23 protein-coding genes are annotated in these 24,533 nt (G+C 73.0%); 17 read left to right on the top strand and 6 right to left on the bottom strand.

Features of this window, described 5'->3' with window-relative positions; genetic code table 11:
• The first annotated feature begins 20 nt into the window (after positions 1–20).
• The gene (locus CHC11_RS02355; protein WP_179278646.1) at positions 21–542 is read left to right on the top strand and encodes a Type 1 glutamine amidotransferase-like domain-containing protein; all 522 of its coding nucleotides are present in this window, start codon (positions 21–23) and stop codon (positions 540–542) included.
• Between the two features lie 25 nt (positions 543–567).
• Here CHC11_RS02355 and CHC11_RS02350 read toward each other — a convergent pair whose 3' ends face one another.
• Both CHC11_RS02350 and CHC11_RS02345 read right to left on the bottom strand, forming a co-directional pair.
• Positions 568–1,311, bottom strand: coding sequence for a hypothetical protein (locus CHC11_RS02350; protein ID WP_089309876.1), 744 nt, complete (start codon positions 1,309–1,311; stop codon positions 568–570).
• Positions 1,312–1,343: 32 nt separating this feature from the next.
• Positions 1,344–1,850 (bottom strand): DUF4240 domain-containing protein, encoded by a 507-nt coding sequence (locus CHC11_RS02345; RefSeq protein WP_089309875.1) that lies wholly within the window; start codon positions 1,848–1,850, stop codon positions 1,344–1,346.
• Between the two features lie 151 nt (positions 1,851–2,001).
• Between CHC11_RS02345 and CHC11_RS02340 the strand changes: the two genes are divergently transcribed.
• Positions 2,002–3,423, top strand: a complete 1,422-nt coding sequence (locus CHC11_RS02340) for an AAA family ATPase (RefSeq protein ID WP_089309874.1) — start codon at positions 2,002–2,004, stop codon at positions 3,421–3,423.
• 118 nt (positions 3,424–3,541) lie between these two features.
• On the top strand, positions 3,542–4,186 hold the full coding sequence (locus tag CHC11_RS02335; protein ID WP_089309873.1) for an SDR family oxidoreductase: 645 nt from the start codon (positions 3,542–3,544) through the stop codon (positions 4,184–4,186).
• On the opposite strand, the gene casG is transcribed toward CHC11_RS02335, so the two are convergent.
• A complete protein-coding gene (gene casG, locus CHC11_RS02330; protein ID WP_089309872.1) occupies positions 4,084–5,691 on the bottom strand; it encodes a steroid-24-oyl-CoA synthetase in 1,608 nt (535 codons plus the stop codon). The genes CHC11_RS02335 and casG overlap by 103 nt on opposite strands.
• A gap of 253 nt (positions 5,692–5,944) precedes the next feature.
• Between casG and CHC11_RS02325 the strand changes: the two genes are divergently transcribed.
• The 12 genes from CHC11_RS02325 (at position 5,945) to CHC11_RS02270 (ending at position 17,885) form a co-directional block, all read left to right on the top strand.
• Positions 5,945–6,706, top strand: coding sequence for an SDR family NAD(P)-dependent oxidoreductase (locus tag CHC11_RS02325; protein WP_089309871.1), 762 nt, complete (start codon positions 5,945–5,947; stop codon positions 6,704–6,706).
• Positions 6,707–7,137: 431 nt separating this feature from the next.
• On the top strand, positions 7,138–7,491 hold the full coding sequence (locus CHC11_RS02320) for a hypothetical protein (RefSeq protein WP_089309870.1): 354 nt from the start codon (positions 7,138–7,140) through the stop codon (positions 7,489–7,491).
• Positions 7,492–7,576: 85 nt separating this feature from the next.
• Positions 7,577–8,776, top strand: coding sequence for an NADH:flavin oxidoreductase (locus CHC11_RS02315; protein ID WP_179278645.1), 1,200 nt, complete (start codon positions 7,577–7,579; stop codon positions 8,774–8,776).
• Complete coding sequence (gene casI, locus CHC11_RS02310) at positions 8,769–10,514, top strand: steroid-22-oyl-CoA synthetase (RefSeq protein WP_089310276.1); 1,746 nt, start codon at positions 8,769–8,771, stop codon at positions 10,512–10,514. Before CHC11_RS02315 ends, casI begins: the two co-directional genes overlap by 8 nt.
• A gap of 16 nt (positions 10,515–10,530) precedes the next feature.
• Entirely contained in the window at positions 10,531–11,694 is a 1,164-nt protein-coding gene (locus CHC11_RS02305) for an acyl-CoA dehydrogenase family protein (protein ID WP_089309868.1), read from the top strand.
• Entirely contained in the window at positions 11,691–12,659 is a 969-nt protein-coding gene (locus CHC11_RS02300) for a bifunctional MaoC family dehydratase N-terminal/OB-fold nucleic acid binding domain-containing protein (RefSeq protein WP_089309867.1), read from the top strand. Before CHC11_RS02305 ends, CHC11_RS02300 begins: the two co-directional genes overlap by 4 nt.
• Complete coding sequence (locus CHC11_RS02295; protein WP_089309866.1) at positions 12,659–13,723, top strand: acyl-CoA dehydrogenase family protein; 1,065 nt, start codon at positions 12,659–12,661, stop codon at positions 13,721–13,723. Before CHC11_RS02300 ends, CHC11_RS02295 begins: the two co-directional genes overlap by 1 nt.
• Positions 13,720–14,199, top strand: a complete 480-nt coding sequence (locus CHC11_RS02290) for a MaoC family dehydratase (RefSeq protein ID WP_089309865.1) — start codon at positions 13,720–13,722, stop codon at positions 14,197–14,199. Before CHC11_RS02295 ends, CHC11_RS02290 begins: the two co-directional genes overlap by 4 nt.
• Positions 14,196–15,371 carry a lipid-transfer protein gene (locus CHC11_RS02285; protein ID WP_089309864.1) on the top strand — a complete coding sequence of 392 codons (1,176 nt, stop codon included), beginning with the start codon at positions 14,196–14,198 and terminating at the stop codon, positions 15,369–15,371. Before CHC11_RS02290 ends, CHC11_RS02285 begins: the two co-directional genes overlap by 4 nt.
• On the top strand, positions 15,368–16,174 hold the full coding sequence (locus tag CHC11_RS02280) for a MaoC/PaaZ C-terminal domain-containing protein (RefSeq protein ID WP_089309863.1): 807 nt from the start codon (positions 15,368–15,370) through the stop codon (positions 16,172–16,174). The genes CHC11_RS02285 and CHC11_RS02280 overlap by 4 nt, the downstream gene beginning before the upstream one ends.
• Positions 16,175–16,182: 8 nt before the next feature.
• Entirely contained in the window at positions 16,183–16,974 is a 792-nt protein-coding gene (locus CHC11_RS02275) for an SDR family NAD(P)-dependent oxidoreductase (RefSeq protein ID WP_089309862.1), read from the top strand.
• 281 nt (positions 16,975–17,255) lie between these two features.
• Positions 17,256–17,885, top strand: coding sequence for a GmrSD restriction endonuclease domain-containing protein (locus CHC11_RS02270; protein WP_089309861.1), 630 nt, complete (start codon positions 17,256–17,258; stop codon positions 17,883–17,885).
• A gap of 184 nt (positions 17,886–18,069) precedes the next feature.
• Here CHC11_RS02270 and CHC11_RS02265 read toward each other — a convergent pair whose 3' ends face one another.
• On the bottom strand, positions 18,070–19,662 hold the full coding sequence (locus CHC11_RS02265) for an amidohydrolase family protein (protein ID WP_089309860.1): 1,593 nt from the start codon (positions 19,660–19,662) through the stop codon (positions 18,070–18,072).
• A gap of 237 nt (positions 19,663–19,899) precedes the next feature.
• Between CHC11_RS02265 and CHC11_RS02260 the strand changes: the two genes are divergently transcribed.
• On the top strand, positions 19,900–21,459 hold the full coding sequence (locus tag CHC11_RS02260) for a FadD3 family acyl-CoA ligase (RefSeq protein WP_089309859.1): 1,560 nt from the start codon (positions 19,900–19,902) through the stop codon (positions 21,457–21,459).
• Here the strand turns inward: CHC11_RS02260 and CHC11_RS02255 are convergent.
• Together CHC11_RS02255 and CHC11_RS02250 are read right to left on the bottom strand one after the other, a co-directional pair.
• A complete protein-coding gene (locus CHC11_RS02255; RefSeq protein ID WP_089309858.1) occupies positions 21,443–22,345 on the bottom strand; it encodes an acyl-CoA dehydrogenase family protein in 903 nt (300 codons plus the stop codon). The two genes, CHC11_RS02260 and CHC11_RS02255, sit on opposite strands and share 17 nt — an antisense overlap.
• The gene (locus CHC11_RS02250) at positions 22,342–23,526 is read right to left on the bottom strand and encodes an acyl-CoA dehydrogenase family protein (protein WP_089309857.1); all 1,185 of its coding nucleotides are present in this window, start codon (positions 23,524–23,526) and stop codon (positions 22,342–22,344) included. Before CHC11_RS02250 ends, CHC11_RS02255 begins: the two co-directional genes overlap by 4 nt.
• 224 nt (positions 23,527–23,750) lie before the next feature.
• Between CHC11_RS02250 and CHC11_RS02245 the strand changes: the two genes are divergently transcribed.
• Entirely contained in the window at positions 23,751–24,530 is a 780-nt protein-coding gene (locus CHC11_RS02245) for an NYN domain-containing protein (RefSeq protein ID WP_089309856.1), read from the top strand.
• Positions 24,531–24,533: the final 3 nt, after the last annotated feature.

The raw sequence follows: 24,533 nt of genomic DNA, 5'->3' as shown, positions 1-24,533 counted from the left end.
CGTTTGCGGCGCGTCGGGCGGTGCTCGTCCCCACTGCGGCGAATCCGCTGCCGTCCGCCCCGTTCGTCCGTGCCGCCGCTGACCTGCTCGCCGCCGAGGGGCTGGCGGTGGACGTCCTTGATCTCGAAGGCGCCTCAGGTGACGACGTCCGGCGCGTGCTGGACGGGGCCCAGGTCGTGTTCGTCACCGGCGGGTATCCCATCTTCCTGCTGGAGCATGTTCGTCGCAGCGGGTTCGATCGCCTTGCCGCGTCCGCCGTCGCCGACGGGTCCCTGGCCTACGTGGGGATCTCGGCCGGGGCCGCTCTCGCCGGGCCGGATCTGCGGCCGCTGCAAGCCGCGGACGATCCCGGAACCGTCGACTCCACCGCCGGGCTCGGCCTGGCCTCGTTCGTCGTGCTGCCGCACCGGAACCGAGGGCGGGCCGCGCGGCACGATCGGCTGGCTCGCGAGCCCGGCCGGACGTGGCGCGTGATCTCCATCAGCGACGACCAGGCCGTCGCCGTCGCCGGCGACGGCTTCGACATTCTGGGTTCCGGCTGATTCTCAGCATGGAACGCGGGTCGCGCTAACGGCCGGTCCCCAGGGCGGTGTGGGCCTTACAGCCCTTCCTGGCCTCGGTCTCGGACGGAACCCATGCCAGCGTCTTGCCCGGGGCGACCCTGGCGAGGACGCAGCGCGGTTTGCCCGTGGGGGCGGAGCCGCTGATCAGGGCCACGCCTACGGCGAAGTCGGATTGGGACTCGGTCTCGATCCTGATCGCGGGGTGAAGGCCGAGCTTCGCCAGCGCGGCGCGGACGTCCCTCTCCTCCACGCCCCGGCCCGAGGGAAGCGCGTTCACCTTGGGGAGAGCCCGCTCGACCCGCGCAGCCGAAAGCGGCGGTGCCTCGGGCCATGGGGCGAACGTCGGGGGAGCGCCGTCGGGACACGGAGCGGGCGGCGGGAGGTTGTCCCACTCGCCGGGCCTGCCGTCGAAGGCCAGCTCGAAGCAGCGGTCCGCAGTGACCTGCCCGGGTCCCTGGAACAGCCCCTCGCTTCGTTGCGCGATACCGGAGACCCGCACGATCACCCGGACGCCGCCCGGGTCGCCGGTGCCGGTGCCGGACACCTTTAGAACCTTGACGCCCGTGAGGTCAGCGACGTGATGGCCGATGTCGCTCGCCTTGGTCAGCCGGGTGCCGTACATGGAGTTGCTCACCTGCTCGGCCTTGTCGCGGGCGTCGTCCACGGCGTCCGCCTCGGCCGCGGCGCCGGTGCAGCCGGCGGCGGTCAGGGCGGTGACGGCGAGGGCCGCGATCAAGGTGAGTCGCACGGGGCGACTCAACCACACCGAGGGGGCGGCCCTCAGTCCGGCCAGCCGTCATGGTTCGTGCAGCTCTCGCGGGAGATGCTCGAGCCGGTGTCCGGGAATGTCCCGAAACGCTTGTGGTGGACGTGGGAGAAGAAGTAACACATCGACTCGCAGTCGGCGTCCGGGACGGCGATGAGGGGGTTCGCGGCCACCGCCGTGTAGAAGTCGCGGCCAAGGGCGACGATGAAGCCGCGCGCGTAGAGGAAGCCGTCGTCGGAGCCGTCCGTCACCGCGTGGACGTCGGCCCGGTCGATCTCGTGGAGCAGGCGCTCGCACGACCGGTCGAGGCCGGTCAGCTCGTCGGCGGTCAGGTCGCGGGCGGCGGCGGCGAGGTTGCCGAGGAACGCGTCCAGGGCCTTGGTGACCACAGAGACCTCGGTCATCTCCCAGGCGTCCGTGGACGGGTCCCGGGTGGTGAGGGCCCGCCGTGCCGCGCCGACCTCGGCCCCCAAGGGCGCCCACGCGGCCTCGATCACGTCCCAGAATCGCTCGTCGGTCATGGCGGAAGCCAACCAGGAGCCGCCGACAGTTCGCCGCGTCCCACCGGAGGCGGTCACGCCTGTGGTGGGCGGCAATGCCGGGGGAGGTCACGTAGATTGAATCTATGTAGACTTTATCTACATAGATTTGAGCTACCTCCTTGGGGGTCGGGTGTTCATCGGCAGGAGGGCCGAGCTGGCGCTGCTGGGGAAGCGGCTGGAGCGGGTCGCGGCCACGGGGGCGGGGACGGCGGTCGCCCTGCGCGGTCGCCGCCAGGTCGGCAAGTCGCGGCTCGTCCAGGAGTTCTGTGACCGGGCCGGGGTGCCGTACCTGTTCTCGGCCGCCACGAAGGGGGCATCGCCCGTCGAGGCGGTGGCCTCGTTCGCGCGCGACCTCAGGGAATCGGCCCTGCCGAGCGAGCCCGACCTCGTCCCCCGGCTGGACGGCGGCAACTGGCCCGACGCGTTCAGGGTCCTGGCGGCAACGCTGCCGGACACGCCGTCCATCGTCGTGCTGGACCAACTGCCGTGGCTCGCCGAGCAGGACCCCGTGTTCGACGGCGCACTGCAGACCGCGTGGGACCGGCTGCTGTCGTCCAAGCCCGTCCTGCTCCTGCTCCTGGGCAGCGACCTGCACATGATGGAGCGCCTCACCGCGTACGACCGCCCGTTCTACGGGCGGGCCGACAACCTGGTGCTCGGTCCGCTGAATCCGGCCGACCTGGGCCAGGCGCTCGGCCTCGGCGCCGCCGACGCCATCGACGCGCACCTGGTCTCCGGAGGGCTGCCGGGCATCATCCGCACCTGGCCCCACGCCACGCCCGCACTGGACTTCATGCGGGACGAGTGCGCCGACCCGGCCGCGGCCCTGTTCGGCGTGCCGGAGGCGTCCCTCCTGGCGGAGTTCCCCAACCCCGACACGGCGCGGCGCGTGCTGGAGGCCGTCGGCTCCGGTGACCGGACACACGCCAACATCGCCGCGGCGGCCGGTGGCCGAGGCGAGGCGCTCCCGTCCGGGACCCTGTCGCCTCTCCTGCGCCGGCTGACCGGGGAGAAGCACGTCCTCGTCGAGGACCGGCCCCTCTCCACGAAGTCCGGCAAGCCCGCTCTGTACCGGATCGCCGACAGCAACATGCGCCTCTACCTGGCGGTCCTCCGGTCGGCCCACGAGCAGGCCCGCCGGGGACGCCCGGAAGCGGGCTTCCGGCTGATCGAACGCCGCTGGACGTCCTGGCGGGGCCGGGCCGTGGAACCGCTCGTCCGGCAGGCCCTGGAGCTGTCGGACCTGCCCTGGCCGGACGTCGGCGCGGTCGGCGGCTGGTGGAACCGCCGCTTCGACCCGGAGGTCGACCTCGTCGGCGCCGACCGCGCCCCCGTGGCGGACCGGATCCACTTCGCCGGCTCGGTCAAATGGCTCAGCGGTCCGTTCGACGACCGCGATCTGGCGGACCTCCGCCGCGCCGCCGCCGAGGTTCCCGGCCTGGACCCGGCGACCGCGGGTCTCGTCGTGGTGTCCCTTTCCGGCACGGAAATCACCGGTGATGTCGCCCTGAGCTGGAGCCCCGACGATGTGATCGGCGCTTGGCGCCGGTAGGCGGGACGTCAGCGGCGGCCGATCGGGTGGGGGAGCACCGGCATTCCGCGGCGAAGTCACCTTTCCGGAGCCGGCGCAGTCGTGATGAGCGAGTACAGCGGATTCGCTTGGAGGAGTCATGGCATCAGCCATCCTGGTCACCGGTGGGACGGGCACGCTCGGGCGGCAGGTCGTGCCGCGGCTGCGGGAGGCCGGGCAGGACGTGCGGGTGCTCAGCCGCAGCAGGCGGGAGCCCGCCGACGGCGTCGAGTACGTGACCGGCGACCTGTCCAGGAACGAGGGGATCGACGCCGCGCTGGACGGCGTCGAGACCGTGATGCACCTCGCGGGCGGCAGCAAGGGCGATGACGTGGTCGCGCGGAACATGGTCCGCGCCGCCTCGCGCGCGGGGGTGAGGCACCTGGTGCTCATCTCGGTCATCGGTGCCGACAGCGTGCCGGTGGCCCGGCTCAGGACCCGCATCCCCGGGGAGGCCGGGCGCGCGTACCGCGCCGGCGACAACCTCTCCATCGAAGGGACCGACCGGGGCGTTCGCACCCGGGAGGACTTCCAGGCCGACCGGCTCGGGCGTCCCGCCCCCGTCCAGGCGGCGGCCGGCCGAACGCCTCGCCGCGACTCGTCCCGCGGCGTGTCTCCGCTGTCGCCGCAAGCGCGGGCGGGTCAGAGGACTTCGGTCTCGACCTGTTTGCGGAGCACCTTTCCGGTCGCGTTGCGGGGGAGGGGGTCGGTGGTGAGGTGCCAGCGCGACGGGACCTTGAAGTAGGCGAGGCGCTCCCGGGCGAAGTCGGTCAGTTCCTCGGCGGAGGGCGGGGCGTCGGCGAAGACGGCGACCGCCGCGACCTCCTGGCCGAGGTCGGGGTGCGGGACGCCGAGGACGATGCACTCGCGCAGCCCCGGGTACTCGGCGAGGACGTTCTCGATCTCCGCCGGGTAGACGTTCTCGCCGCCGCGGATGATCAGGTCGGAGCGGCGGGTGGTGAGCCGCAGCCGGCCCTGCTCGACCATGCCGATGTCGCCGGTGTGCAGCCAGCGGTCGGCGTCGAACGCGCGGGCGGTGGCCTCGGGGTCGCGCCAGTAGCCGACCATGTTGTAGGCGCTGCGGACGCAGACCTCGCCCTCGACGCCGTCGGGGAGCGGCCGGTCGCCGGGGTCGCGGATCTCCAGCTGCACCCCGACCGACGGGCGGCCGAGCGTCCCGGGCGCCTCCGCCAGGTCGGCGGGGGTGGCGGTGGACACGCCGGTGCACGACTCGGTGAGGCCGTAGCTGTCGACCAGGCCGCCCTTCGCGGGCGGGAACACCGCGCGCAGCCGCTCCTTGAACGCCGGTGAGGACGGCGCGGTGGCCAGCGAGAACGCCGTGAGCGAGGAGACGTCGTACTTCGCCAGGTCGTCGTGCTCGATCATCCGGTGCGCCATGGTGGGGACGGCGCCCCAGTTCGTCACGCGCTCGCGCTCGATGAGGCCGAGCACCTTGTCCACGTCGAAGCCGCCCTCGTGCATGATCACCGCGGTGCCGGTGGCGAGCCGGGGCACGGCGAGGTTGTGCAGGCACGCGATGTGGAACAGCGGCAGCGCCAGCAGGTAGCGGCGGGACGCGGGGTCCACCGGGTCGCCGAAGGCGCGCATCAGGGCGTCGTTGAAGCGGTGGTACTCGATCACCGAGGTCAGGTTCCGGTGCGAGTGGACGGCCCCCTTGGGCCGGCCCGACGTGCCGCTGGTGTAGAGGATGACCGCCGGGTCGTCCTCGGCGACCCGCGGCGGCTCCAGGACGGCGCCGCCGTAGCGGCGCGTCAGCGACGGGACGTCCCGCTCCACCGTCAGCACGTCCTCGGAGATCAGCGCCGCCCGCTTCTCGTCGGCGATGACGACCTTGGGGTCGGTGTGCCCGAGGGCGTACTCGATCTCGCGGGGCGCCCACCAGGCGTTGTAGCCGACCGCGACGGCCCCGGCGGCGATCGCCGCCCAGAACGAGATGATCCACTCGGGGCTGTTGGCGGCGTCGATCGCGATGCGGTCCCCGGGGCGCACCCCGAGGTCGTCCCGCAGCGCCTTCGCCATGGAGGCGACGGCGGTGGCGTGCTCGGCGAAGCTCAGCCGCCGGTCCGCGGTGACGATGTAGTCGCGGTCGCCGTGGGACGCCGAGCGGGCGAGCACCTCGCCGAGGCTGCGGGCGCGGTTCGCGAACACCGGGATCCGGGCGCCGAGCACGTCCTCCTCCCGCAGTTCGAACTCGCCACCGGGACCTGTCAGCTTCCTGACGATCTCCATCGGGACCCCTCCTCCTCGCCGGACGCGCTCATTGTCGGCCGCCCCACCACGGGCTTCACCAGGGCATTCCGCTCAGCGGGACCGCCGCCCGCACTTCCGGTCGCGGTGGTTCCCGGTGAGCGGGACTGGTCCCTTCGCGTGGTCCCCATCACATCACCATGGGCCCTCACCAGGACTGATTCAGTCCGGCCCCCGCCGCGTGCGGCGCAGGGGACCGGGCTGGGCGCGAAGCAGGACTGAGCGGAGTCGTTTCATGGGAAGCCTCAGCGGCAAGGCCGCGATCGTGACCGGAGCGGGACAGGGCGTCGGGCAGGGCATCGCGCTCGCGCTGGCGTCGGAGGGCGCGGCGATCGCCGTGCTCGGCAGGACGCGGGCCAAACTCGACGCGACGTGCGAGCTGGTCCGGGCGCGCGGCGCCGAGGCCGGCGCGTTCGTGTGCGACGTCGCCGACACCGAGGCGGTCCCCGCGGTGGTCGAGGGGGTCGCCGAGACGTTCGGCGGCGTCGACATCCTCGTCAACAACGCCTACTCCGGCGCCTACGGCCCGCTCCTGGAGATGAGCGACCGCGCGTTCCGGAAGGGGTTCACGACCGGCCCGTTCGCCGCGTTCGCGTTCATGAAGGCGTGCCACCCGCACATGAAGGCCCGCGGCGGCGGCAGCATCGTCAACCTCGTCACCTCCGCCATGGTCCGCTGGGACCCCGCCACCTTCGGCGCCTACGCGGCCGCCAAGCAGGCGCTCCGGTCGCTGACCCGCACGGCCGCCGCCGAGTGGGGGCCGGACGGGATCCGCGCCAACAGCATCGCCCCGCACGCCCTGTCGCCCGGCCTGAAGTGGTGGGCGGAGACGAACCCCGAGGAGGCCGAGGAGTTCCGCAGGACGATCCCCCTCGGCTACATCGGCGACTGCGAAGACGACATCGGCAGGGCCGTGGTGGCGCTCGTCCAGCCCGCCATGCGCTACCTCACCGGAGCCACCATCCCGCTCGACGGAGGCCAGGCCCACTTCGGCTGAACCCGCGGCGACACAGACCACGCCCCCCGCCTGACATCACCTCACCACCCCATGCCATCGGCCGCGTGCGCGCGCGCCGGTGAAAGGAGTACGTCCGCATGAAGGTCGACAAGATCGGACGCCTCGCGGCGGGAGCCCTTGCGGTCGCGCTCGTGACGACGTCCTGTGCATGAGACCGCTCGGGCACCGACGGGACGGCCGCCGGGAACGGTCCAGGCGGCGGCGCGAGCGCGGGCGCGGGCGCCAAGGCGTTCGGGACGCTGCCGTCCCCGTGCGGCCCGGGCGACGCCAAGGGCAGGACCGACCAGGGCGTCACCGACGACCAGATCGCGATCGGGTTCGGCGACGACCGCGGCTTCACCTCCGCGGCCGGCCCGCCCGCCGAGATCGAAGACCGGCTGTCCAGCGACTACCTGGGAGGTTGACCCACCATGCGCGCTGAGGAACGGCGCCAGAAGTTCAAGGACGACGTCGCGCGGCAGCGGCTCAGGACCGACCGGTCCCGCTTCGACGGGGCGGTGCGGATCGCCGGCGTCCTGGCCATGATCGCCGGCATCGCCGGGACCTTCGTCGCCTACAACGTCTCCCTCACCAAGGACGACCTGCGGGACGTGGGCTCGCTGCAGACGCTCGCCGTCGGGTTCCTGGCGGTGACCGTCCTCGGCGCGGCCCTCTACCTGGCCGCCGCCGTCACCCGCGTCCTGCGCCTGTGGCTGCTGCGCCAGCTCGTGGAGCAGCAGTCCCAGGCCGACCAGATCGCCGCCGCGCTGCGCGGGGACGCCTAGCGGCTCGATGCTCCCGGTCAGCGGGATGTCCGGAGTGCCCGGACATCCCGCTGATTAACGTCTAGTCCCGATGGAGGACTCTCACATGAACGACCGGAAGCCCGACGTGTTCACCCCGGCCAAGCTGGGCCCTGTCACGCTGCGGAACCGCACGATCAAGGCGGCGACGTACGAGGGGCTGACCAGGGACGGCCAGGTCACCGACGCGCTGATCGACTTCCATGTCCGGCACGCGCGCGGCGGCGTCGGGATGACCACGGTCGCGTACTGCGCCGTCGCGCCGGAGGGCCGCACCGACCGCAGGCAGATCCACTGGCGGGACGAGGCGATGCCCGGCCTCCGCAGGCTGACCGACGCCGTGCACGCGGAGGGAGCGGCCGTCCAGGCGCAGATCGGGCACGCCGGTCCGGTCGCCAACCCCAAGAGCAACGGGCTCCCCGCCCTCGCGCCCAGCCGCCGCTTCCACCTGACCACGCAGACCGTCACGAAGGCCGCCACGCACGCGGACCTGGAGCGCGTCGTCGAGGCGCACGGCCGCGCGGGCCGGATGGCGGTCGAGGCGGGGTTCGACTCCGTCGAGATCCACATGGGGCACAACTACCTGACGAGCTCGTTCCTCAGCCCCAAGGTCAACCACCGCGGGGACGAGTACGGCGGCTCGCTGGAGAACCGCGCCCGGCTGGCGCGCGACATCGGCCGCGCCGTCCGCGACGCCGTCGGCGACCGCATCGCGATCACCGCCAAGCTCAACATGGACGACGGCGTGCCCGGCGGCTTCTGGATCGACGAGGCCATCCAGGTGGCGCGGTGGCTGGAGGCCGACGGCACCGTCGACGCCCTCCAGATGACCGCCGGCAGCTCCCTGCTCAATCCCATGTACCTGTTCAAGGGCGACGCGCCGCTGCACGAGTTCGCCGCCGTGATGAAGCAGCCGACCAGGCTCGGGATCAAGCTGATCGGCAAGCACTTCCTGAAGTCCTACCCCTACGAGGACCTCTACCTGCTCAAGGACGCCCGGCAGATCCGCGCCGCGGTGGGCCTGCCGATGATCCTGCTGGGCGGCGTCACCGACAGGGCGGGCATGGACACCGCGATGGCGGAGGGCTTCCCGTTCGTCGCGATGGCCCGCGCCCTGCTGCGCGAGCCCGACCTGATCAACCGGATCCAGGACGACCCCGCGACCGGGTCGCTGTGCATCCACTGCAACAAGTGCATGACCGCGATCTACGGCGGCACCCACTGCGTCCTGTCCACCGAGCCGGCCTGGGGTGCCGCGCGTGCGTGACGAGACGATCGCGGCGATGCTGCTGGACCGGCTGGGCGACACCCGGCCCGGCCTGCGCAGCCGCGAGCGGACCTGGTCGTGGGACGAGGTCGTCCGGGAGAGCGCGGCGCGCGCGTCGCTGGCCCGCGGGCTGCGCCGGAACAGCCCTGTCTCTTGCGAGGGGGCGACCCCCCGCTCCCCCCGGAACAGCCCTGTCTCTTGCGAGGGGGCGACCCCCCGCTCCCCCCGGAACAGCCCGTTCCACATCGGCGTGCTCCTGGAGAACGTCCCGGAGTACGTCCTGTGGCTCGGGGCGGCGGCGCTGGGCGGCGCGACGATCGTCGGCATCAACCCCACCCGGACCGGCGCCTACCTGGAGCAGGAGGTCCGGCACACCGACCTCCAGCTCGTCGTCACCGACCGGGCCGGGCTGGAGCTGCTGGACGGCCTCGACATCGGCGTCCCGCGCGACCGCTTCCTGCTGGTCGACGACGACGGCTACCCGGAGCTGGTCGCGGCCCACGCCTGCGAGCCCGAACCCGACGAGTCGATCACCCCGGAGACCCAGCTGCTCCTGCTGTTCACCTCCGGGACGACCGGCGCGTCGAAGGCGGCGCGCTGCTCGCAGGGCCGGCTCGCCGAGCTCGGCCGCGCCAACAGCGCCAAGTACGACGTCAAGCGCGAGGACGTCAGCTACTGCCCGATGCCGCTGTTCCACGGCAACGCGCTGATGGCGCTGTGGGCGCCGTCGCTGGCGGTCGGCGCGACCGTCGTCCTCGCGAGGAGGTTCTCCGCGTCCGGGTTCCTGCCGGATGTCCGGTACTACGGCGCGACGTTCTTCACCTACGTCGGCAAGGCGATCGGCTACGTCCTCGCCACCCCCGAGAGGCCGGACGACGGCGACAACACGCTCACGCACGGGTTCGGGACGGAGGCGTCCCCGGAGGACAAGGCCGAGTTCCTGCGCCGCTTCGGCGCGCGGCTGGTCGAGGGCTACGGGTCCAGCGAGAGCGCCGGCATGATCAGGCGGGATCCGCAGGCGCCGCCGAGCGCGCTCGGGCGCCCCGCCCACGACGGCGTCCGCATCGTCAACCCCGAGACGCGCGAGACCTGCGCGCCCGCCGACCTGGACGGGCACGGCCGCGTCACCAACGCCGAGGCCGCCGTCGGGGAGATCGTCGACGTGCACGGCGCGGCCGGGTTCGAGGGCTACTACCGGAACCCGGAGGCCGACGCCGAGCGGGTCAGGCACGGCTGGTACTGGACGGGCGACCTCGGCTACGTCGACGGCGACGGGTTCCTGTACTTCGGCGGGCGCTCCGGCGACTGGATCCGGGTGGACTCGGAGAACATCTCCGCGCTGGTCACCCAGAACGTCGTCCGCCGCCACCCGAGAATCGTGGACGCGGTCGCGTTCGGCGTGCCCGACCCGCGCTCGGGCGACCAGGTGATGGCGGCGATCGAGATCCCCGAGGGCGTCGAATTCGAGGACCTGGACCTGCCCGCCTTCCTGGCCCGCCAGGACGACCTCGGAACCAAGGGCGCGCCCCGGTTCGTGCGCGTCTCGCACGCGCTGCCGACGACCGGGTCGGGAAAGCTCAGGAAGAAGGAGCTCCAGCTCGACGGCTGGCGCACGTCCGACCCCGTGTTCCGGTGGGCGGGCCGGGGCTCGCCGGAGTACGTCCTGATGACCGAGGCGGACAAGGCCGCGCTCCGCGAGGAGTTCACCGCCGCGGGCCGCGGGCGCTTCCTCCCCTGACCGAGAAAGGGCATGTATGGATCTGCGTGAGTCCGAGGCGCATCGCGAGTTGCGCGCGGAACTGAGGGCGTACTTCGCGGGCCTGCTGCCCGAGGACGTGCGGCGCCGCGCCGGCGAGCAGGGCGTGGGCGGCGAGCGGTTCCGCGAGATCGTCAAGATGCTCGGCAACGACGGCTGGCTCGGCTACGGCTGGCCGGAGGAGTACGGCGGGCAGGGCAGGTCGATCGCCGAGCAGTACGTCTTCTTCGACGAGGTGCAGCGCGCCGGGCTGCCGTTCCCGTTCGTCACCGTGAACACGGTCGGCCCCACGCTGATGCGGTTCGGCACCGACGAGCAGAAGCGCAGGTACCTCCCGGGCATCCTGTCCGGCGACATCGTCTTCGCGATCGGCTACACCGAGCCCGAGGCCGGGACCGACCTCGCCTCGCTGCGCACCCGGGCCGTCCGGGACGGCGACCGGTTCGTCGTCGACGGCGGCAAGGTCTTCACCAGCGGCGCCAACACCGCCGACCACATCTGGCTCGCGGCGCGCACGAACCCGGACGCGCCGAAGCACAAGGGCATCTCGATCCTGATCGTCCCGACCGACGCCGACGGGTTCTCCTGGAGCCCGATCCCGACGGTCGGCGGGATGGTCGTGACGGCCACGTACTACAACGGCGTCGCGGTGCCCGCGTCGTCGGTGGTCGGGGACGTCGACGGCGGCTGGAGCCTGATCACCACGCAGCTCAACCACGAGCGCGTCGGGCTCGCCGCGCTCGGCGGCCGGATGATCAGGCTGTGGGAGGACGTGCGCGACTGGGCGCGCGAGAACGGGGTGATCGACCTGCCCTGGGTGCGGGCCGACCTCGCCCGCACGCACGCCAGGCTGGAGGCGATGCGGCTGATGAACTGGAAGATGACGATGGCGGTCGAGGCCGGAACGCTGACCGGCGCGCAGGCCGGCGCCGCCAAGACCTACGGGACCGAGACGCACATCGAGGTCCAGCGGACGCTGACCGGGGTACTCGGCGCCGCCGGCCGGATCCGCCCCGAGTCGCCGGGGGCCGTGCTGCACGGGCAGATCGAGCAGCTGTCGCGGCAGGGCATCGTCAACACCTTCGGCGGCGGCGTCAACGAGGTGCTGCGCGACATGGTCGCCGTCCAGGGGCTGGGCCTGCCGAGGGCGAGGCGGTCATGAGCGGGAGCGGCGAGGAGTACGAGGCGCGCCTGCGGGCGTGGGTCGGGCGGCCCTACGGCGCGCGGCGGGCCGGGCAGGACCCGGTGAACGTCCCCATGATCCGGCACTGGGTCGAGGCGATGGCGGACGGCAACCCCGTCTACCTGGACGAGGAGGCCGCGCGGGCCACCGGCCGCGACGGCGTCGTGGCGCCCGCGTCGATGATGCAGGCGTGGACGATGCGCGGGTACGCCGCGTCCGTCCGCGCCGACCCCGCGGGCCCGGACGAGCTGACCGAGCTGCTGGCCGAGGGCGGCTACACCTCCGTCGTCGCCACCGACTCGGAGTTCGAGTTCCACCGGGAACTGGTGCCGGGCGACCGCGTCAGCGTCGAGGAGACCGTCGAGTCGATCTCCCCGGAGAAGAGGACCGCGCTCGGCACGGGACGCTTCGTCAGCACGGTCAAGACGTACCGGGACGGGGCGGGCGAGGTCGTCGCCACGCAGCGGTGGCGCCTCCTGAGGTTCCGCCCCGCCGAGAAGCCCGCCGAGAAGCCCGCCGAGAAGACGGAGCCGAAGGCGCTGCGCCCGCGCCCGGCGATCAACCCGGACAACGCGTTCTGGTTCGAGGCGGCCCGCGAGCACCGGCTCGTCATCCAGCGCTGCGCCGACTGCAAGTCGCTGCGGCACCCGCCGGGGCCGTGCTGCCCGCAGTGCGGCTCGTTCGACTGGGACACCGTCCAGGCGTCGGGCGACGGCCACGTCCACAGCTACGTCGTCAACCACCACCCGCGCCACCCCGCGTTCGACTACCCGCTGGTCGTCGCGGTGATCGAGCTGGCCGAGGGGACGCGGCTGATCGCGAACATGACCGGGGTCGCGCCGCAGGACGTCGAGGTCGGCATGCCCGTCGTCCTGGACTGGATCGACCCGGACCCCGACCTGTCCCTGCCGGCGTTCCGCCCGGCCGGACCGAAGGAGCGCTGATGGACTTCACCCTTGGCGAAGAGCCGGCGGCGGTCAGGGACCTCGCCCGGCAGATCTTCACCGACCGCGCCACGCAGGCGCGGATCAAGGACGCCGAAGGGTCCGGGCACGGGTACGACGAGGGCCTGTGGGCCGAGCTGGGCGAGACGGGGCTGCTCGGCGTCGCGCTGCCCGAGCCGGCGGGCGGCGCGGGCCTCGGCGCCGCCGGCCTGGCCGTCCTGCTGGAGGAGCAGGGCCGCACCGTCGCCCCCGTCCCGGTCTGGCCCGCCGTCGTCGCCGCGCTCACGCTCGCCGCGCACGGCGAGGACGTCCCCGCGGCCTTCGCGGACGGGACGTCGCGGCCGACCGTCGCGCTGGAGGAGTTCGGCGCCGCCGACCCCGCCGCGCCGCGCTGCGCCGCCGTCCGCGACGGCGGGAACTGGCTGCTGACCGGCACGAAGGCCGCCGTTCCGACGCCCTTCGGGGCGAGCCACGTCCTCGTCTCGGCCGCGTCGCCGGAGGGGCCCGGCCTGTACCTGCTGGAGACCTCGGCCGCCGGGGCGTCGTGGGAGCGCGCCGAGACCACCAGCCGGGACGTCGCCGGGCACCTGACCCTCGACGCCGCCCCGGCGCGTGCCCTTCCCGGCGGCGCGCTGGACACGGCGCTGCGGCTGGCCCGCGTCTCGCTGGCCGCCGTCCAGGTCGGCGTCGCGGAGGGCGCGCTGCGCATGGCCGCCGACTACCTGTCGGGCCGCGAGCAGTTCGGCCGCCCGCTCGCCACCTTCCAGGCCGCCCAGCACCAGCTCGCAGACTGCTACATCGAGATCGACGCGATGCGCGTCTGCCTCTGGCACGCCCTCTCGCTGGTCGACGCCGGGGAGGACGCCGATACCGCCGTGCTCGTCGCCAAGTGGTGGTCGGACGAGGGCGGGCTGAACGTCGTCCACCGCGTCCAGCACCTGCACGGCGGCATCGGCGTGGACGTCGACTACCCGGTGCACCGCCACTTCCTGTGGGGCAAGCAGATCTCCGGGACGCTCGGCGGCGCGTCCTTCGACCTGGAGCTGCTGGGGGCCGCCCTGTGACCGGAGACGCCGCGGGCAGGAGCTACGAGGGTGTGGCGGTGGGGGAGCAGCTCCCCGAGCTGAGCATCCCGCTGACCCGCACGATGATCGTCGCGACCGCGCTGGCGAGCCGCGACTACCAGGACGTCCACCACGACCCTTCGCTCGCCGTCGAGCGCGGCTCCAGGGACGTCTTCATGAACATCCTGACGACCAACGGGCTCGTCGACCGGTACGTGACGAGCTGGGCCGGGCCCGCCGCGGTCGTGAAGGCCATCAGGATCAGGCTGGGCGCGCCCAACTACCCGGGCGACACGATGGTGCTGACCGGCACCGTCGCCGCCAAGGACGACGCCGGCCGCCGGGTCGAGATCGCGGTGCGCGGCGTCAACGCGATCGGCCCGCACGTCACCGGCACCGTCGTGGTCGAGCTGCCCGCCGTGGCACCGTCCGCCGTGGCACCGTCCGCCGGCCGAGCGCAGGGGAGCGGCGCATGAGCGTGCTGCCAGGGGCGGCCGCGGTCGCCGGGATCGGCGCCACCGAGTTCTCCAAGGAGTCGGGTCGCAGCGAGCTGCGGCTGGCCTGCGAGGCGGTGCTCGCCGCCGTCGTGGACGCGGGGCTCCAGCCGTCCGACGTGGACGGCATGGTGACCTTCACCGCCGACACCAACTCCGAGATCCACATCGCGCGCAACCTCGGCATCGGCGAGCTGAAGTTCTTCTCGCGCATCGGGTACGGCGGCGGCGCGGCCTGCGGCACCGTCCAGCAGGCGGCGATGGCCGTCGCGACCGGTGTCGCCGACGTGGTCGTGTGCTACCGCGCGTTCAACGAGCGGTCCGGCACCCGCTACGGCCTCGGGCAGGCCGACCGCCCGATGGACGTCAGCGCCGACAGCGCCGCGTACGCGTGGATGAACCCGTTCGGCCTCTCGACCCCCGCCCAGTGGGTCGCGATGTTCGCCCGCCGCTACATGCACGAGTACGGCGCGACCAGCGAGGACTTCGGCCGCATCGCCGTCGTCGACCGCAGGCACGCCGCCGCGAACCCGGCCGCGTGGTTCTACGGGCGGCCGATCACGCTGGAGGACCACCAGGCGTCCCGCTGGATCGCCGAGCCGCTCCGCCTCCTGGACTGCTGCCAGGAGAGCGACGGCGGCCAGGCCCTCGTCGTCGTCTCCGCCGAGCGCGCCCGCGACCTCCCGCACCGGCCCGCCGTGATCTGGGGCGCGGCGCAGGGCTCCGGCAACGACCAGCACATGATGACCAGCTACTACCGCTCGGAGATCACCGGCATTCCCGAGATGGGGCTGGTCGGACGGCAGCTCTACGGCCAGTCGCGCCTCACCCCGGCCGACGTCCAGGCCGCGATCCTCTACGACCACTTCACGCCGCTCGTCCTCCCGCAGCTGGAGGAGCTGGGCTTCTGCGCGAAGGGCGAGGGCAAGGACTTCGTCGCCGACGGCAACCTGGAGCTCGGCGGGCGGCTTCCGGTCAACACCCACGGCGGCCAGCTCGGCGAGGCCTACATCCACGGGATGAACGGCATCGCCGAGGCCGTCCGGCTCGTCCGCGGCACCTCGGTGAACCAGCCGGGCGACGTCCACAACGTCCTGGTCACCGCCGGCACCGGCGTCCCGACCAGCGGGCTGATCCTGGGGGCGGACGAATGAACGGGACACACGAATGGCAGGGGCGTGCGCTCGGCGCGCGCACGGTGACCTACGACGAGACGCGGCCCATCCTCTACGCGCTGGCGGTGGGTGCGGGCGCCTCGGACCTGGACCTGGTGTTCGAGGAGAGGCTCCGGGTCCTGCCGACGTTCGTGCTGACCCTCGCCCAGTGGGCGCCGGACGCCCTGGGCTCGGCGGGCGCGTTCGACGTGCGGACGGCCGTCCACGGGACGCAGCGCCTCCGCGTCCTGAAGCCGCTGCCGCGTTCCGGCTCGGTGGAGATGAGCGCCCGCGTCGCCGACGTGTGGGACAAGGGCTCCGCGGCCGTCTTCGACGTGGCGGTCGAGAGCGAGTACTTCGAGGCGACGTGGTCGCTGTTCGCGCCGGGAGGCGGTGGTTTCGGCGGCGAGCGCGGCCCGTCGTCCCGCCGCCGCCCCGAGGCCGACCCGGACGGCGTGCTGACCGCCCGCACGGCGTCCGGCCAGGCGGCCCTCTACCGGCTGCTCGGCGACCGCCACCACCTGCACATCGACCCGGAGGCGGCGAAGGCGGCCGGGATGCCGCGCCCCATCATGCACGGCCTGTGCACGCTCGCGGCCGTCACCCTCCCGCTCGCCGAGTCCCTCGGCGCCCACCCGGCCGACCTGGCCGAGCTCGAAGGCCGCTTCGCCGCGCCCGTCTTCCCCGGCGACGCGCTCCAGGTGGGCACCTGGCGGGACGGTGACGCGGTCCTCTTCGAGGCGGCCGTGGACGGGACGACGGTCATCTCGGGCGGCCGGGCCCGCTTCGGCGCGGCACGCTAGGCCGCGCCATGGACGATCCTTCGAGCGTCGTCGTGACCGGTGGGAACCGGGGTGTGGGGCGCGCGGTCGCCGCGGAGGCCGTCCGGCGCGGCCACCGGGTGACGATCGTGGCGCGGCGGCCGGACGCGGGCGCCGCCGCGGCACGGGACGTCGGCGCCGACCTCGTCGTGGGCGACCTGTCGTCCGTCCGCACGGTCCGTGAGCTGGCCGGGGCGCTCGCCGCGGCCGGCCCCGGGCCGAGCGTGCTCGTGCACAACGCGGCGCTCTGGCCCGACCGGCGCGAGGCCAACGAGGACGGTCTCGAGCAGGCGTTCTTCACCAACCACCTGGCGCCGTTCCTGCTGAACCGCCTGCTGGAGGAGCGGCTGCGCCGGGTCGTGCAGGTCAGCGCCGCCCTCTACGCCGCGGGCCGGGTCGACCCCGACCGGACGCCCGAGGGCCGGGACTTCCACCCCGTGCGCACCTACGCCGACACCAAGCTGGCGAACCTGCTGATGGTCCCGCTGTTCGCCGAGCGGTGGAAGGACGCCGGGGTGACGATCGACGCGGTGCACCCGGGCGTGCTGCGGACGGACCTCACCACACGGGGCGGGCCCTTCGGCCTGCTCATGAGGGCCGTCAGACCGATGCTGAAGCCGGTGGGCAGGGCCGCCCCGCCCGTCGTGGACCTGGTGGACTCCGCCGGCACCGGACGGTACTTCCACCTCGCCAAGGAGAGGCCGCTCAGGCCCAGGGCCCGCGACGGCGCGCTCGCCCGCCGCCTCTGGGACGACGCCGAAAGCGTCCTCGCCACCGTGTAGCAGCGCCAGGCCCCCCTGCCCCGCCCGGGCCCTGCCCGCGCTGCGCCGGGGTTCACGGATTCTTCATCCGCCGTCACGGGACCGGCATCTCCATCGTCGTCGCAGCTCAGCGGCTCTCGTCCGGCGGCAGACGGCACCTTCCGACCAACCGCGGTACCGCGCATGGGCAAAGCGTGACGTTTATTCGGATTTGTCGAGAATGTCACCGTCGCAGTGCCGTCGTTCCCGCTCCCCCTCGGGGCCCCAGCCCCGGCCCGGGGACGACTGCGGAAAGGCGTCCGATGCGACGACTCCTCACGCTCGCGCTCCCCGCCGCACTGAGCGCGGCACTGCTCGGTGCGGCCGCCGCGCCCGCGTCCGCCACACCGCCCAACATCCCGTCCGCCGCCACGGCCGCGAGCCGTCTGGCCACCCTCACCGTGGCCGCCGAATCGCACCAGAGCACCTACGACCGCGACCTGTTCCCGCACTGGATCACCATCTCCGGCACGTGCAACACCCGCGAGACCGTGCTGAAGCGGGACGGCACGAACGTCACCACCGACTCCGCGTGCGCCGCGACGTCCGGCCGCTGGTACTCGCCCTACGACGGCGCCACCTGGACGCTCGCGTCCGACCTGGACATCGACCACATGGTGCCGCTCGCCGAGGCGTGGGCGTCCGGCGCCTGGTCCTGGACGACCTCCCGCCGCCAGACGTACGCCAACGACCTCAGCGGCCCCGAGCTGTGGGCCGTCACCGACAACGTCAACCAGGCGAAGAGCGACAAGGACCCGGCGGAGTGGCAGCCGTCGGTCACCTCCTTCCGCTGCACCTACGCCCGCGCCTGGATCCAGGTGAAGTGGTACTACAGCCTGACCGTGGACAGCGCGGAGAAGAGCGCGCTCAACACGATGCTCGGCACCTGCTGACCGAGCGTCCCGCCGCCGGCGCCTGCGAGACCCTTCCCGCAGGCGCCGGTGCGGCGTAGGCCCTCAGCCCGCCCGGTGGTGGAGGAGGCCGCTCGCGACCACCTCGTCCCAGCGGTCGTCCGGCGCCGGGAACCTGTCGAAGCGGATCGACGTGCTCATGGTCGGCCCGCAGACTACCGATCTCTCAGGACGGCGCGGTCTCGGCGCCGCGCCACATCCGCAGGTAGGCCTCCGCCCCGCGCGCCATGTCCTCGGTGATCTCCGGCCCGCCGACCGCGCGGATGTCGGCGATCCAGTCGGGGACGAGGCCGTAGTTCGCGACGCCGTCGGTGTTGAGGTCCCAGGTGCGCAGCCCTGCGCGGAGGCGGTCGAGCCTCACCGCCGGGTCGATCGGCGAGGTGAAGGGATAGCGCAGCGGGCCCGCCTCGCCACCCGTGCGGGGCTCCGGCAGCGCGCCCATGCCGTTCGCGTCGAGCCCGTACCCGTAGCCGAACGGGCGGGCGGGATCGCGCTGGGCCTTGTTGCGCCGCCACTCGGCGGTGAACCGGTCGGCCGCACTGCCGTACCCGGCCACCATGCCGCCGAGCCGGTAGACGCGGGGCAGGTAGGTCGCGTCCATCCAGCTGTGGGAGGAGATGACGCCCGGGTACCGCGCGGCCTCCAGGACGCCGAGGGCCTGCCCGGCGGCCTTCGCGCTCATGTGGTCGATCTCGACGAGCATGTGCCGCTTCATCATCCCCTGGATCATGTACGCGCCGAGGTCGCTGAGCCCCCGGACGTTGCAGTGCGGGGCGCTCGGATAGATCGGGAGCGTGATCCCCGCCAGCCCGAGCAGCTTCAGGATCGGTTCGAGGGCGTCGCCGACCTCGCCCGCCGGGGCGATCGTGTTGTCGTGGGCGGGGCCGGTGCACGTCTCGGCCTGCCAGAACCGCCCGGTGCCGACGAAGTTGGCGAGGTTGACGAACGCGCCCGCCACGCCACCGTCGAACCGCACGCCGCAGAGCGCGTTGTCGTACTTGTGGCACACGAACATCGAGGCCACGCCGAGGCTCCGCGCCTCGTCCAGCCCCCGGTCGATGTCGGCGCGGGTGCAGGCCGGGCCGCCCTTGACGAGTCGGCAGCCGAACGGCTCTGAGGTCTCGATGCCGAGGACGACGGCGAGCTTGCCGTCCTCGATGACCCGGCGGGCGTCCGCCGAGTCGCGCACGATCCGGAACCAGCCCCTGCCGGGGCCGCCGCTCCGCTCGTCGATGAAGCTCTGCATCTCCTGCATCCGCTGCGCCTGGAGCCGGATCACGGCCATCTCGTCGCAGGGGTTGCGCTTGAGCGGGTAGATCTCGCAGAGCTGCCGGTTCGCCACCAGGTGGTTCACGAGGACGCGCTGCCCGGCCCGCCAGGACCGCTCCAGCCACTCGTAGTACACCTGCTGGTGGGTGCGGGAGTCGTAGGCGGGCCAGTCCTTGAACGTCGGCCAGCCGGTCGGGTCGTGGGTCCCGAACGGGGTGCCGTACCTGGTGAAGTTCTCCCACCAGGCGAGCACGCCGTTGCCGGCGTGGTCGGGGCAGTCGCGCAGCGCCTCCTGGATGCCGCGCGGGTCGAACGGCCTGCCGCACATGAGCGCCCCGCCGAACGCCTCGTACGCCATCAGGTGGCTGTGGGCGTCGATGTAGCCGCGCACCTCGCGCGGCTCGTCCCCCGCATGCGCGCGGGGGACGGGGAGGAGGGCGAGCAGGAGAACGAGGAGGATCGGAACGCAGGTGGCACGGCGGACGGGCATGGGGCACCTCGGCCGGGGAGACGTCCAGTGGCTCTCAGCCGAGTGAAACACCGATCCGAGAAAATGTGAATAGTCCTCATGTTGATGCTGGTCAACCCCGGTGCGCCAGGGAGGACGCGCCGCGAGGCGGCCACCAGGGAGCTCCGCTACACCCTTCGTCCGTGCGGAGGAGACGGGTGTACCGGTCACCGGGACGCCCGGGGCCGGGCGGAGGCGCGACCGGGATGATGGTGGCTCATGAGCGAGCTGACGGTTCCGGGGTTGGTGGCGCGGGCGGCGAGGGAGTTTCCGGACGCGGAGGCGGTCGTGGACGGGGACGTCCGGGTCACCTACGCCGAGCTGCGGGAGCAGGTCCGCCAGGCCACGGGGGCCTTCGCCGGCGCGGGGATCGAGCCGGGGGACCGCATCGCGGTCTGGGCGCCGAACGGGCTGCGCTGGATCGTCACCGTGCTCGGCGCGCTCGGCGCGGGCGCGACGCTCGTCCCGCTCAACACCCGCTGCAAGGGCGACGAGGCCCGGTGGCCGCTCTCCAAGGCCGGAGCGAAGATCCTGTTCGTGGAGGACGGGTTCCTCGGCATCGACTATCCCGGCATGCTCGGCGTGGACGGATCCGGCGTCCCCGGGCTGCCCGCGCTGCGGACGGTCGTCACGTTCAACGGCTCCGCGCGCCCGGGAGTGATCTCCTGGGACGACTTCACCGCCGAGGCCGCGCCCCCGGACGAGGCGGACGCGCGGGCGGCGGCCGTCGCACCGGACGATGTCGCCGACATCCTGTTCACCTCCGGGACGACCGGCAGGCCCAAGGGCGCCGTGGTCACCCACGAGCAGAACGTCCGCACCTACCAGGCGTGGGCGGGGCGCACCGGCGTGCGGGCCGGCGACCGCTACCTCATCGTGAACCCGATGTTCCACACGTTCGGCTACAAGGCCGGCGTGCTGGCGTGCGTGATGCAGGGCGCCACGATGGTGCTGCAGCGCACGTTCGACGTCCCGGAGACGCTGCGGCTCATCGAGCGGGAGAGGATCACCGTCCTGCCGGGGCCGCCGACCATCTACACCGCGCTCCTGGACGCCCCCGGCCGCGACGAGCGCGACCTGTCGTCGCTCCGGCTGGCGGTGACGGGCGCGGGGGACGTGCCCGTCGCGCTGGTGCGGCGCATCAAGGACGAGCTGTTCCCGCAGGTCGTGACCGCGTACGGGCTGACCGAGTCGTCCGGCACGGTCTCGGCCTGCTCGGTGGACGACGACGACGAGACCATCGCCACCACGTCCGGCAGGCCCATCGCCGACGTCGAGGTCGCGATCGTCGACGGCAGCGGCGAGCGGGTCCCGGCCGGCACCGACGGCGCGATCCTCGTCCGCGGCTACAACGTCATGAAGGGCTACCTGGACGACCCGGAGGCGACCGCCGAGACGGTCCGCGACGGCTGGCTCGACACCGGGGACCGCGGGCGCGTCGACGAGCGCGGCAACATCACCATCACCGGGCGCACCAAGGAGATGTTCGTCGTCGGCGGGTTCAACGTGTACCCGGCCGAGGTCGAGAACGTCCTCGCCCGCCACGACGCCGTCGCCGAGTCGGGCGTCGTCGGCGTCCCGGACGCGCGCATGGGCGAGGTGGGGCGCGCCTACGTCCGGCTCCGCCCCGGCCGGACGACCACGCGGGACGAGCTGGTCGCGCACTGCCGGGAGCGGCTCGCGAACTTCAAGGTCCCCCGGGAGGTCATCTTCGTGGACGACCTCCCGAAGACCGCGTCGGGCAAGATCTGGCGCGTGAAGCTCAAAGAGCGGCGATGACCCGCGCCCTGTGCTCGGCCACGGTGCCCCAGGCCGCGTACAGGGCCCGCGCCTTGCGGATCCACAGCGACGGGTCGTACTCGTCGGTGTAGCCGATCGCGCCGTGCACCTGGAGAGCGGTCTTGGCCATCCCGTAGGACGCCTCGGACGCGGCGACCTTCGCGGCGGACACGTCCCGCGCGAAGTCCGGCGTCCCGTACGCCAGCGCCGCCCCGAACACCAGCGGGCGGGCGAACTCCAGCTCGACCATCGCGCTCGCCAGCTGGTGCTTGATCGCCTGGTACTCGCCGATCGGGCGGCCGAACTGCCGCCGCGTCCCGGCGTACTCGACGGACACCTCCAGCAGCGCCTGCCCGAGCCCGACCTGCTGCGCCGCGCACAGCAGCACGCCGAGGTCGGTGAACCCCGCGCCCCCGGGGACGCGGAACAGCCGCCGCGCCGGGTCCAGCGACGCGACGGCCGCCCCGGTCGCCCCGCGCTCGGCGCCGTCGGCGGTGAGCACCAGGTCGGCGACGTCGGCGTCCAGCGCGTGCGGGACGGCGAGCGTCACCACCGCCTCGCCCTCGGCGATGCGCGGCAGCCACGGCGACTCGCCCAGCAGCTCGGCGGCGGCGAGCGTCTCCACGTAGGGGCCGGGCGCGGCGGCCCGCCCCAGCTCCTCCGCGGCGACGGCCAGCTCCACCGGCAGCAGCCCGGCGCCGCCCGCCTCCTCCGGGACGGCCACCGCGAACGCCCCGGCCCCGGCGACCGCCGTCCACAGCGCCCGCCCCGGCCCGGCGTCCCCGTCCGCCCAGGCGCGGGCCGCCTCGGCGGTGCCCGCCGTGGCCAGCAGCTTGCGCAGCGTGTCGCCGAACATCCGCTGCTCGGCGGAGAGAACGAACTTCACCGGGACCCCCTCGGCAGGCCGAGCAGCCGCTCGGCGATGACGTTGCGCTGGATCTCGTTCGTGCCCGCGTAGATGGGGCCGGCGAGCGAGAACACGTAGTTCTCCAGCCACTCCGACTCCAGCTCGCCGTCCGGGCCGAGCAGGTCGAGCGCGGTCTCGTGCAGCGCCACGTCCAGCTCCGACCAGAACACCTTGTTCAGGCTCGACTCCGCGCCGATGTCGTCGTCCCGCGAGACCGTCTCGAACCCCTTGAGCCGGTAGGCCCGCGCCCTGATCCAGGCGTCCGCGACCCGGTCCCGCAGCGCGTCGCCGGAGGCGTCCGCGCGCTCCTTCCACAGCTCGACGAGCCGCTCGGCCGCCGCGGTGAACCGCCCGGGGCTGCGCAGCGTGAGGCCGCGCTCGTTGCCGGCGGTGGCCATCGCGACCCGCCAGCCGTCGCCGGCCGCGCCGATGACGTCCTCGTCGGGGACGAAGACCTTGTCGAGGAACAGCTCGGCGAACGCGGGCTTGCCGTCCAGCCGCCCGATCGGGCGGACCGTCACACCCTCGGCGTCCAGCGGGAACATCAGGTAGGTGAGCCCCTTGTGGCGACTCACTGTGGGGGGGCGACCCCCCACACCCCCCGGTTCGCTCCGCTCGTTCTCGGACGACTCGGGGTCGGACCGGAACAGCCCGAACCCGCGGTCGGCGAACGCGGCCCGCGAGCTCCACGTCTTCTGCCCGTCCAGCAGCCAGCCGCCGTCGGTGCGGGTCGCCGTCGACCGCAGGGCCGCCAGGTCGCTGCCCGCGCCCGGCTCCGACCACGCCTGCGCCCAGATCACCTCGCCGGCCGCCATCGGCGGCAGGATCCGCGCGAGCTGCTCGGGCGTCCCGTGCTTGAACAGCGTCGGCGCCAGCAGGTTGATGCCGTTCTGGCTGACCCGTCCCGGCGCCCCCGCCGCGTAGTACTCCTCCTCGAAGACCAGCCATTGCAGCACCGACGCGCCGCGCCCGCCGTACTCCTGCGGCCACGACACCACGCCCAGCCGCGCCGCTCCGAGCGCCCGCTCCCACTCCCGGTGCGCCGCGAAGCCCTCCCCGGTCTCCAGCGACGGGAGGGGTTCCGCCGGGACGTGCTCGCGCAGCCACGCCCGCACCTCGCCGCGGAACTCCTCGTCCGCCGCCCCGAACTCAAGATCCATACGACCCTCTTTCTAACAACTGTTTGGTAGAGTAACCTCCCCTCGCCGTCCCCGCCTCCCCCTCCCGCCCAGTGAGATCCCGGCGGCAACCCGGCACCGCCCGCGCAGAGGCCGGGTTGCGTGGGGGCGACCGTGTCCATATCCAGCGCGGCGCGGGCGACTTTTGATGTACTGACCAGGTTCTGCTCGGCCGAAGGGCTCGGCGAGTTTCGTGGGAGGTGCGTATGGTCAGCGAGAACACTGCCAGGCTGGCGGTGCTCATCGACGCCGACAACGCCCAGCCCGCGATGGTCGAGGGCCTGCTGGCCGAGGTCGCGAAGTACGGTACGGCGCACGTCAAGCGCGCTTACGGCGACTGGACGGGCACCAGCCTGCGGGGCTGGAAGGAGCGGCTGCTCGACCAGTCGATCCAGCCGATCCAGCAGTTCGCCTACACCAGGGGCAAGAACGCGACCGACGCGGCGATGGTCATCGACGCGATGGACCTGCTGTACTCGGACCGGTTCGACGGGTTCTGCCTCGTCTCCAGCGACAGCGACTTCACCCGCCTGGCCGCCCGCATCCGCGAGTCGGGCCTGACCGTGTACGGGTTCGGTGAACGCAAGACGCCCAAGCCCTTCGTAGCGGCGTGCGACAAGTTCATCTACATCGAGAACCTGCTGTACGACCAGGACGCGACCACCCCGGCCGCCGCGACGCTCAAGCCCGCGCCCCCGACACCCGCCGCCAAGCTGAAGAAGGACGCCGCCCTCGTCAACCTTCTCCGCAACGCCGTGGAGGCCGCGTCCGACGAGGACGGGTGGGCCGCCCTGGCGTCCGTCGGCCACATCATCACCAAGCAGCGCCCCGAGTTCGACTCCCGCAACTACGGCTACGCCAAGCTCAACGAGCTGATCGCCGCGACGACGCTGTTCGTCCTGGACCGCCGCAGCCCCGGCGACGGCAAGGCGCACATCATCTACGTCCGCGACAAGCGCCACCAGGACAAGAAGCCGGGCTCCTAGCCT

This window comes from Actinomadura mexicana (assembly GCF_900188105.1).
GTDB lineage: Bacteria > Actinomycetota > Actinomycetes > Streptosporangiales > Streptosporangiaceae > Spirillospora > Spirillospora mexicana.
The sequence above is the reverse complement of the archived record's forward strand: the minus strand, read 5'-3'. Positions and strand labels throughout refer to the sequence as shown.

What these genes read in the sequence shown, in the direction of transcription:
- CHC11_RS02275 (WP_089309862.1), top strand. Translation starts at nt 16,183, where the DNA reads ATGGACGATCCTTCGAGCGTCGTCGTGACCGGTGGGAACCGGGGTGTG.
- CHC11_RS02325 (WP_089309871.1), top strand. Translation starts at nt 5,945, where the DNA reads ATGGGAAGCCTCAGCGGCAAGGCCGCGATCGTGACCGGAGCGGGACAG.
- CHC11_RS02300 (WP_089309867.1), top strand. Translation starts at nt 11,691, where the DNA reads ATGAGCGGGAGCGGCGAGGAGTACGAGGCGCGCCTGCGGGCGTGGGTC.
- CHC11_RS02315 (WP_179278645.1), top strand. Translation starts at nt 7,577, where the DNA reads ATGAACGACCGGAAGCCCGACGTGTTCACCCCGGCCAAGCTGGGCCCT.
- CHC11_RS02320 (WP_089309870.1), top strand. Translation starts at nt 7,138, where the DNA reads ATGCGCGCTGAGGAACGGCGCCAGAAGTTCAAGGACGACGTCGCGCGG.
- CHC11_RS02270 (WP_089309861.1), top strand. Translation starts at nt 17,256, where the DNA reads ATGCGACGACTCCTCACGCTCGCGCTCCCCGCCGCACTGAGCGCGGCA.
- CHC11_RS02305 (WP_089309868.1), top strand. Translation starts at nt 10,531, where the DNA reads ATGGATCTGCGTGAGTCCGAGGCGCATCGCGAGTTGCGCGCGGAACTG.
- CHC11_RS02245 (WP_089309856.1), top strand. Translation starts at nt 23,751, where the DNA reads ATGGTCAGCGAGAACACTGCCAGGCTGGCGGTGCTCATCGACGCCGAC.
- CHC11_RS02260 (WP_089309859.1), top strand. Translation starts at nt 19,900, where the DNA reads ATGAGCGAGCTGACGGTTCCGGGGTTGGTGGCGCGGGCGGCGAGGGAG.
- CHC11_RS02265 (WP_089309860.1), bottom strand. Translation starts at nt 19,662, where the DNA reads ATGCCCGTCCGCCGTGCCACCTGCGTTCCGATCCTCCTCGTTCTCCTG.
- CHC11_RS02250 (WP_089309857.1), bottom strand. Translation starts at nt 23,526, where the DNA reads ATGGATCTTGAGTTCGGGGCGGCGGACGAGGAGTTCCGCGGCGAGGTG.
- CHC11_RS02335 (WP_089309873.1), top strand. Translation starts at nt 3,542, where the DNA reads ATGGCATCAGCCATCCTGGTCACCGGTGGGACGGGCACGCTCGGGCGG.
- CHC11_RS02280 (WP_089309863.1), top strand. Translation starts at nt 15,368, where the DNA reads ATGAACGGGACACACGAATGGCAGGGGCGTGCGCTCGGCGCGCGCACG.
- CHC11_RS02295 (WP_089309866.1), top strand. Translation starts at nt 12,659, where the DNA reads ATGGACTTCACCCTTGGCGAAGAGCCGGCGGCGGTCAGGGACCTCGCC.
- CHC11_RS02285 (WP_089309864.1), top strand. Translation starts at nt 14,196, where the DNA reads ATGAGCGTGCTGCCAGGGGCGGCCGCGGTCGCCGGGATCGGCGCCACC.
- CHC11_RS02345 (WP_089309875.1), bottom strand. Translation starts at nt 1,850, where the DNA reads ATGACCGACGAGCGATTCTGGGACGTGATCGAGGCCGCGTGGGCGCCC.
- casG (WP_089309872.1), bottom strand. Translation starts at nt 5,691, where the DNA reads ATGGAGATCGTCAGGAAGCTGACAGGTCCCGGTGGCGAGTTCGAACTG.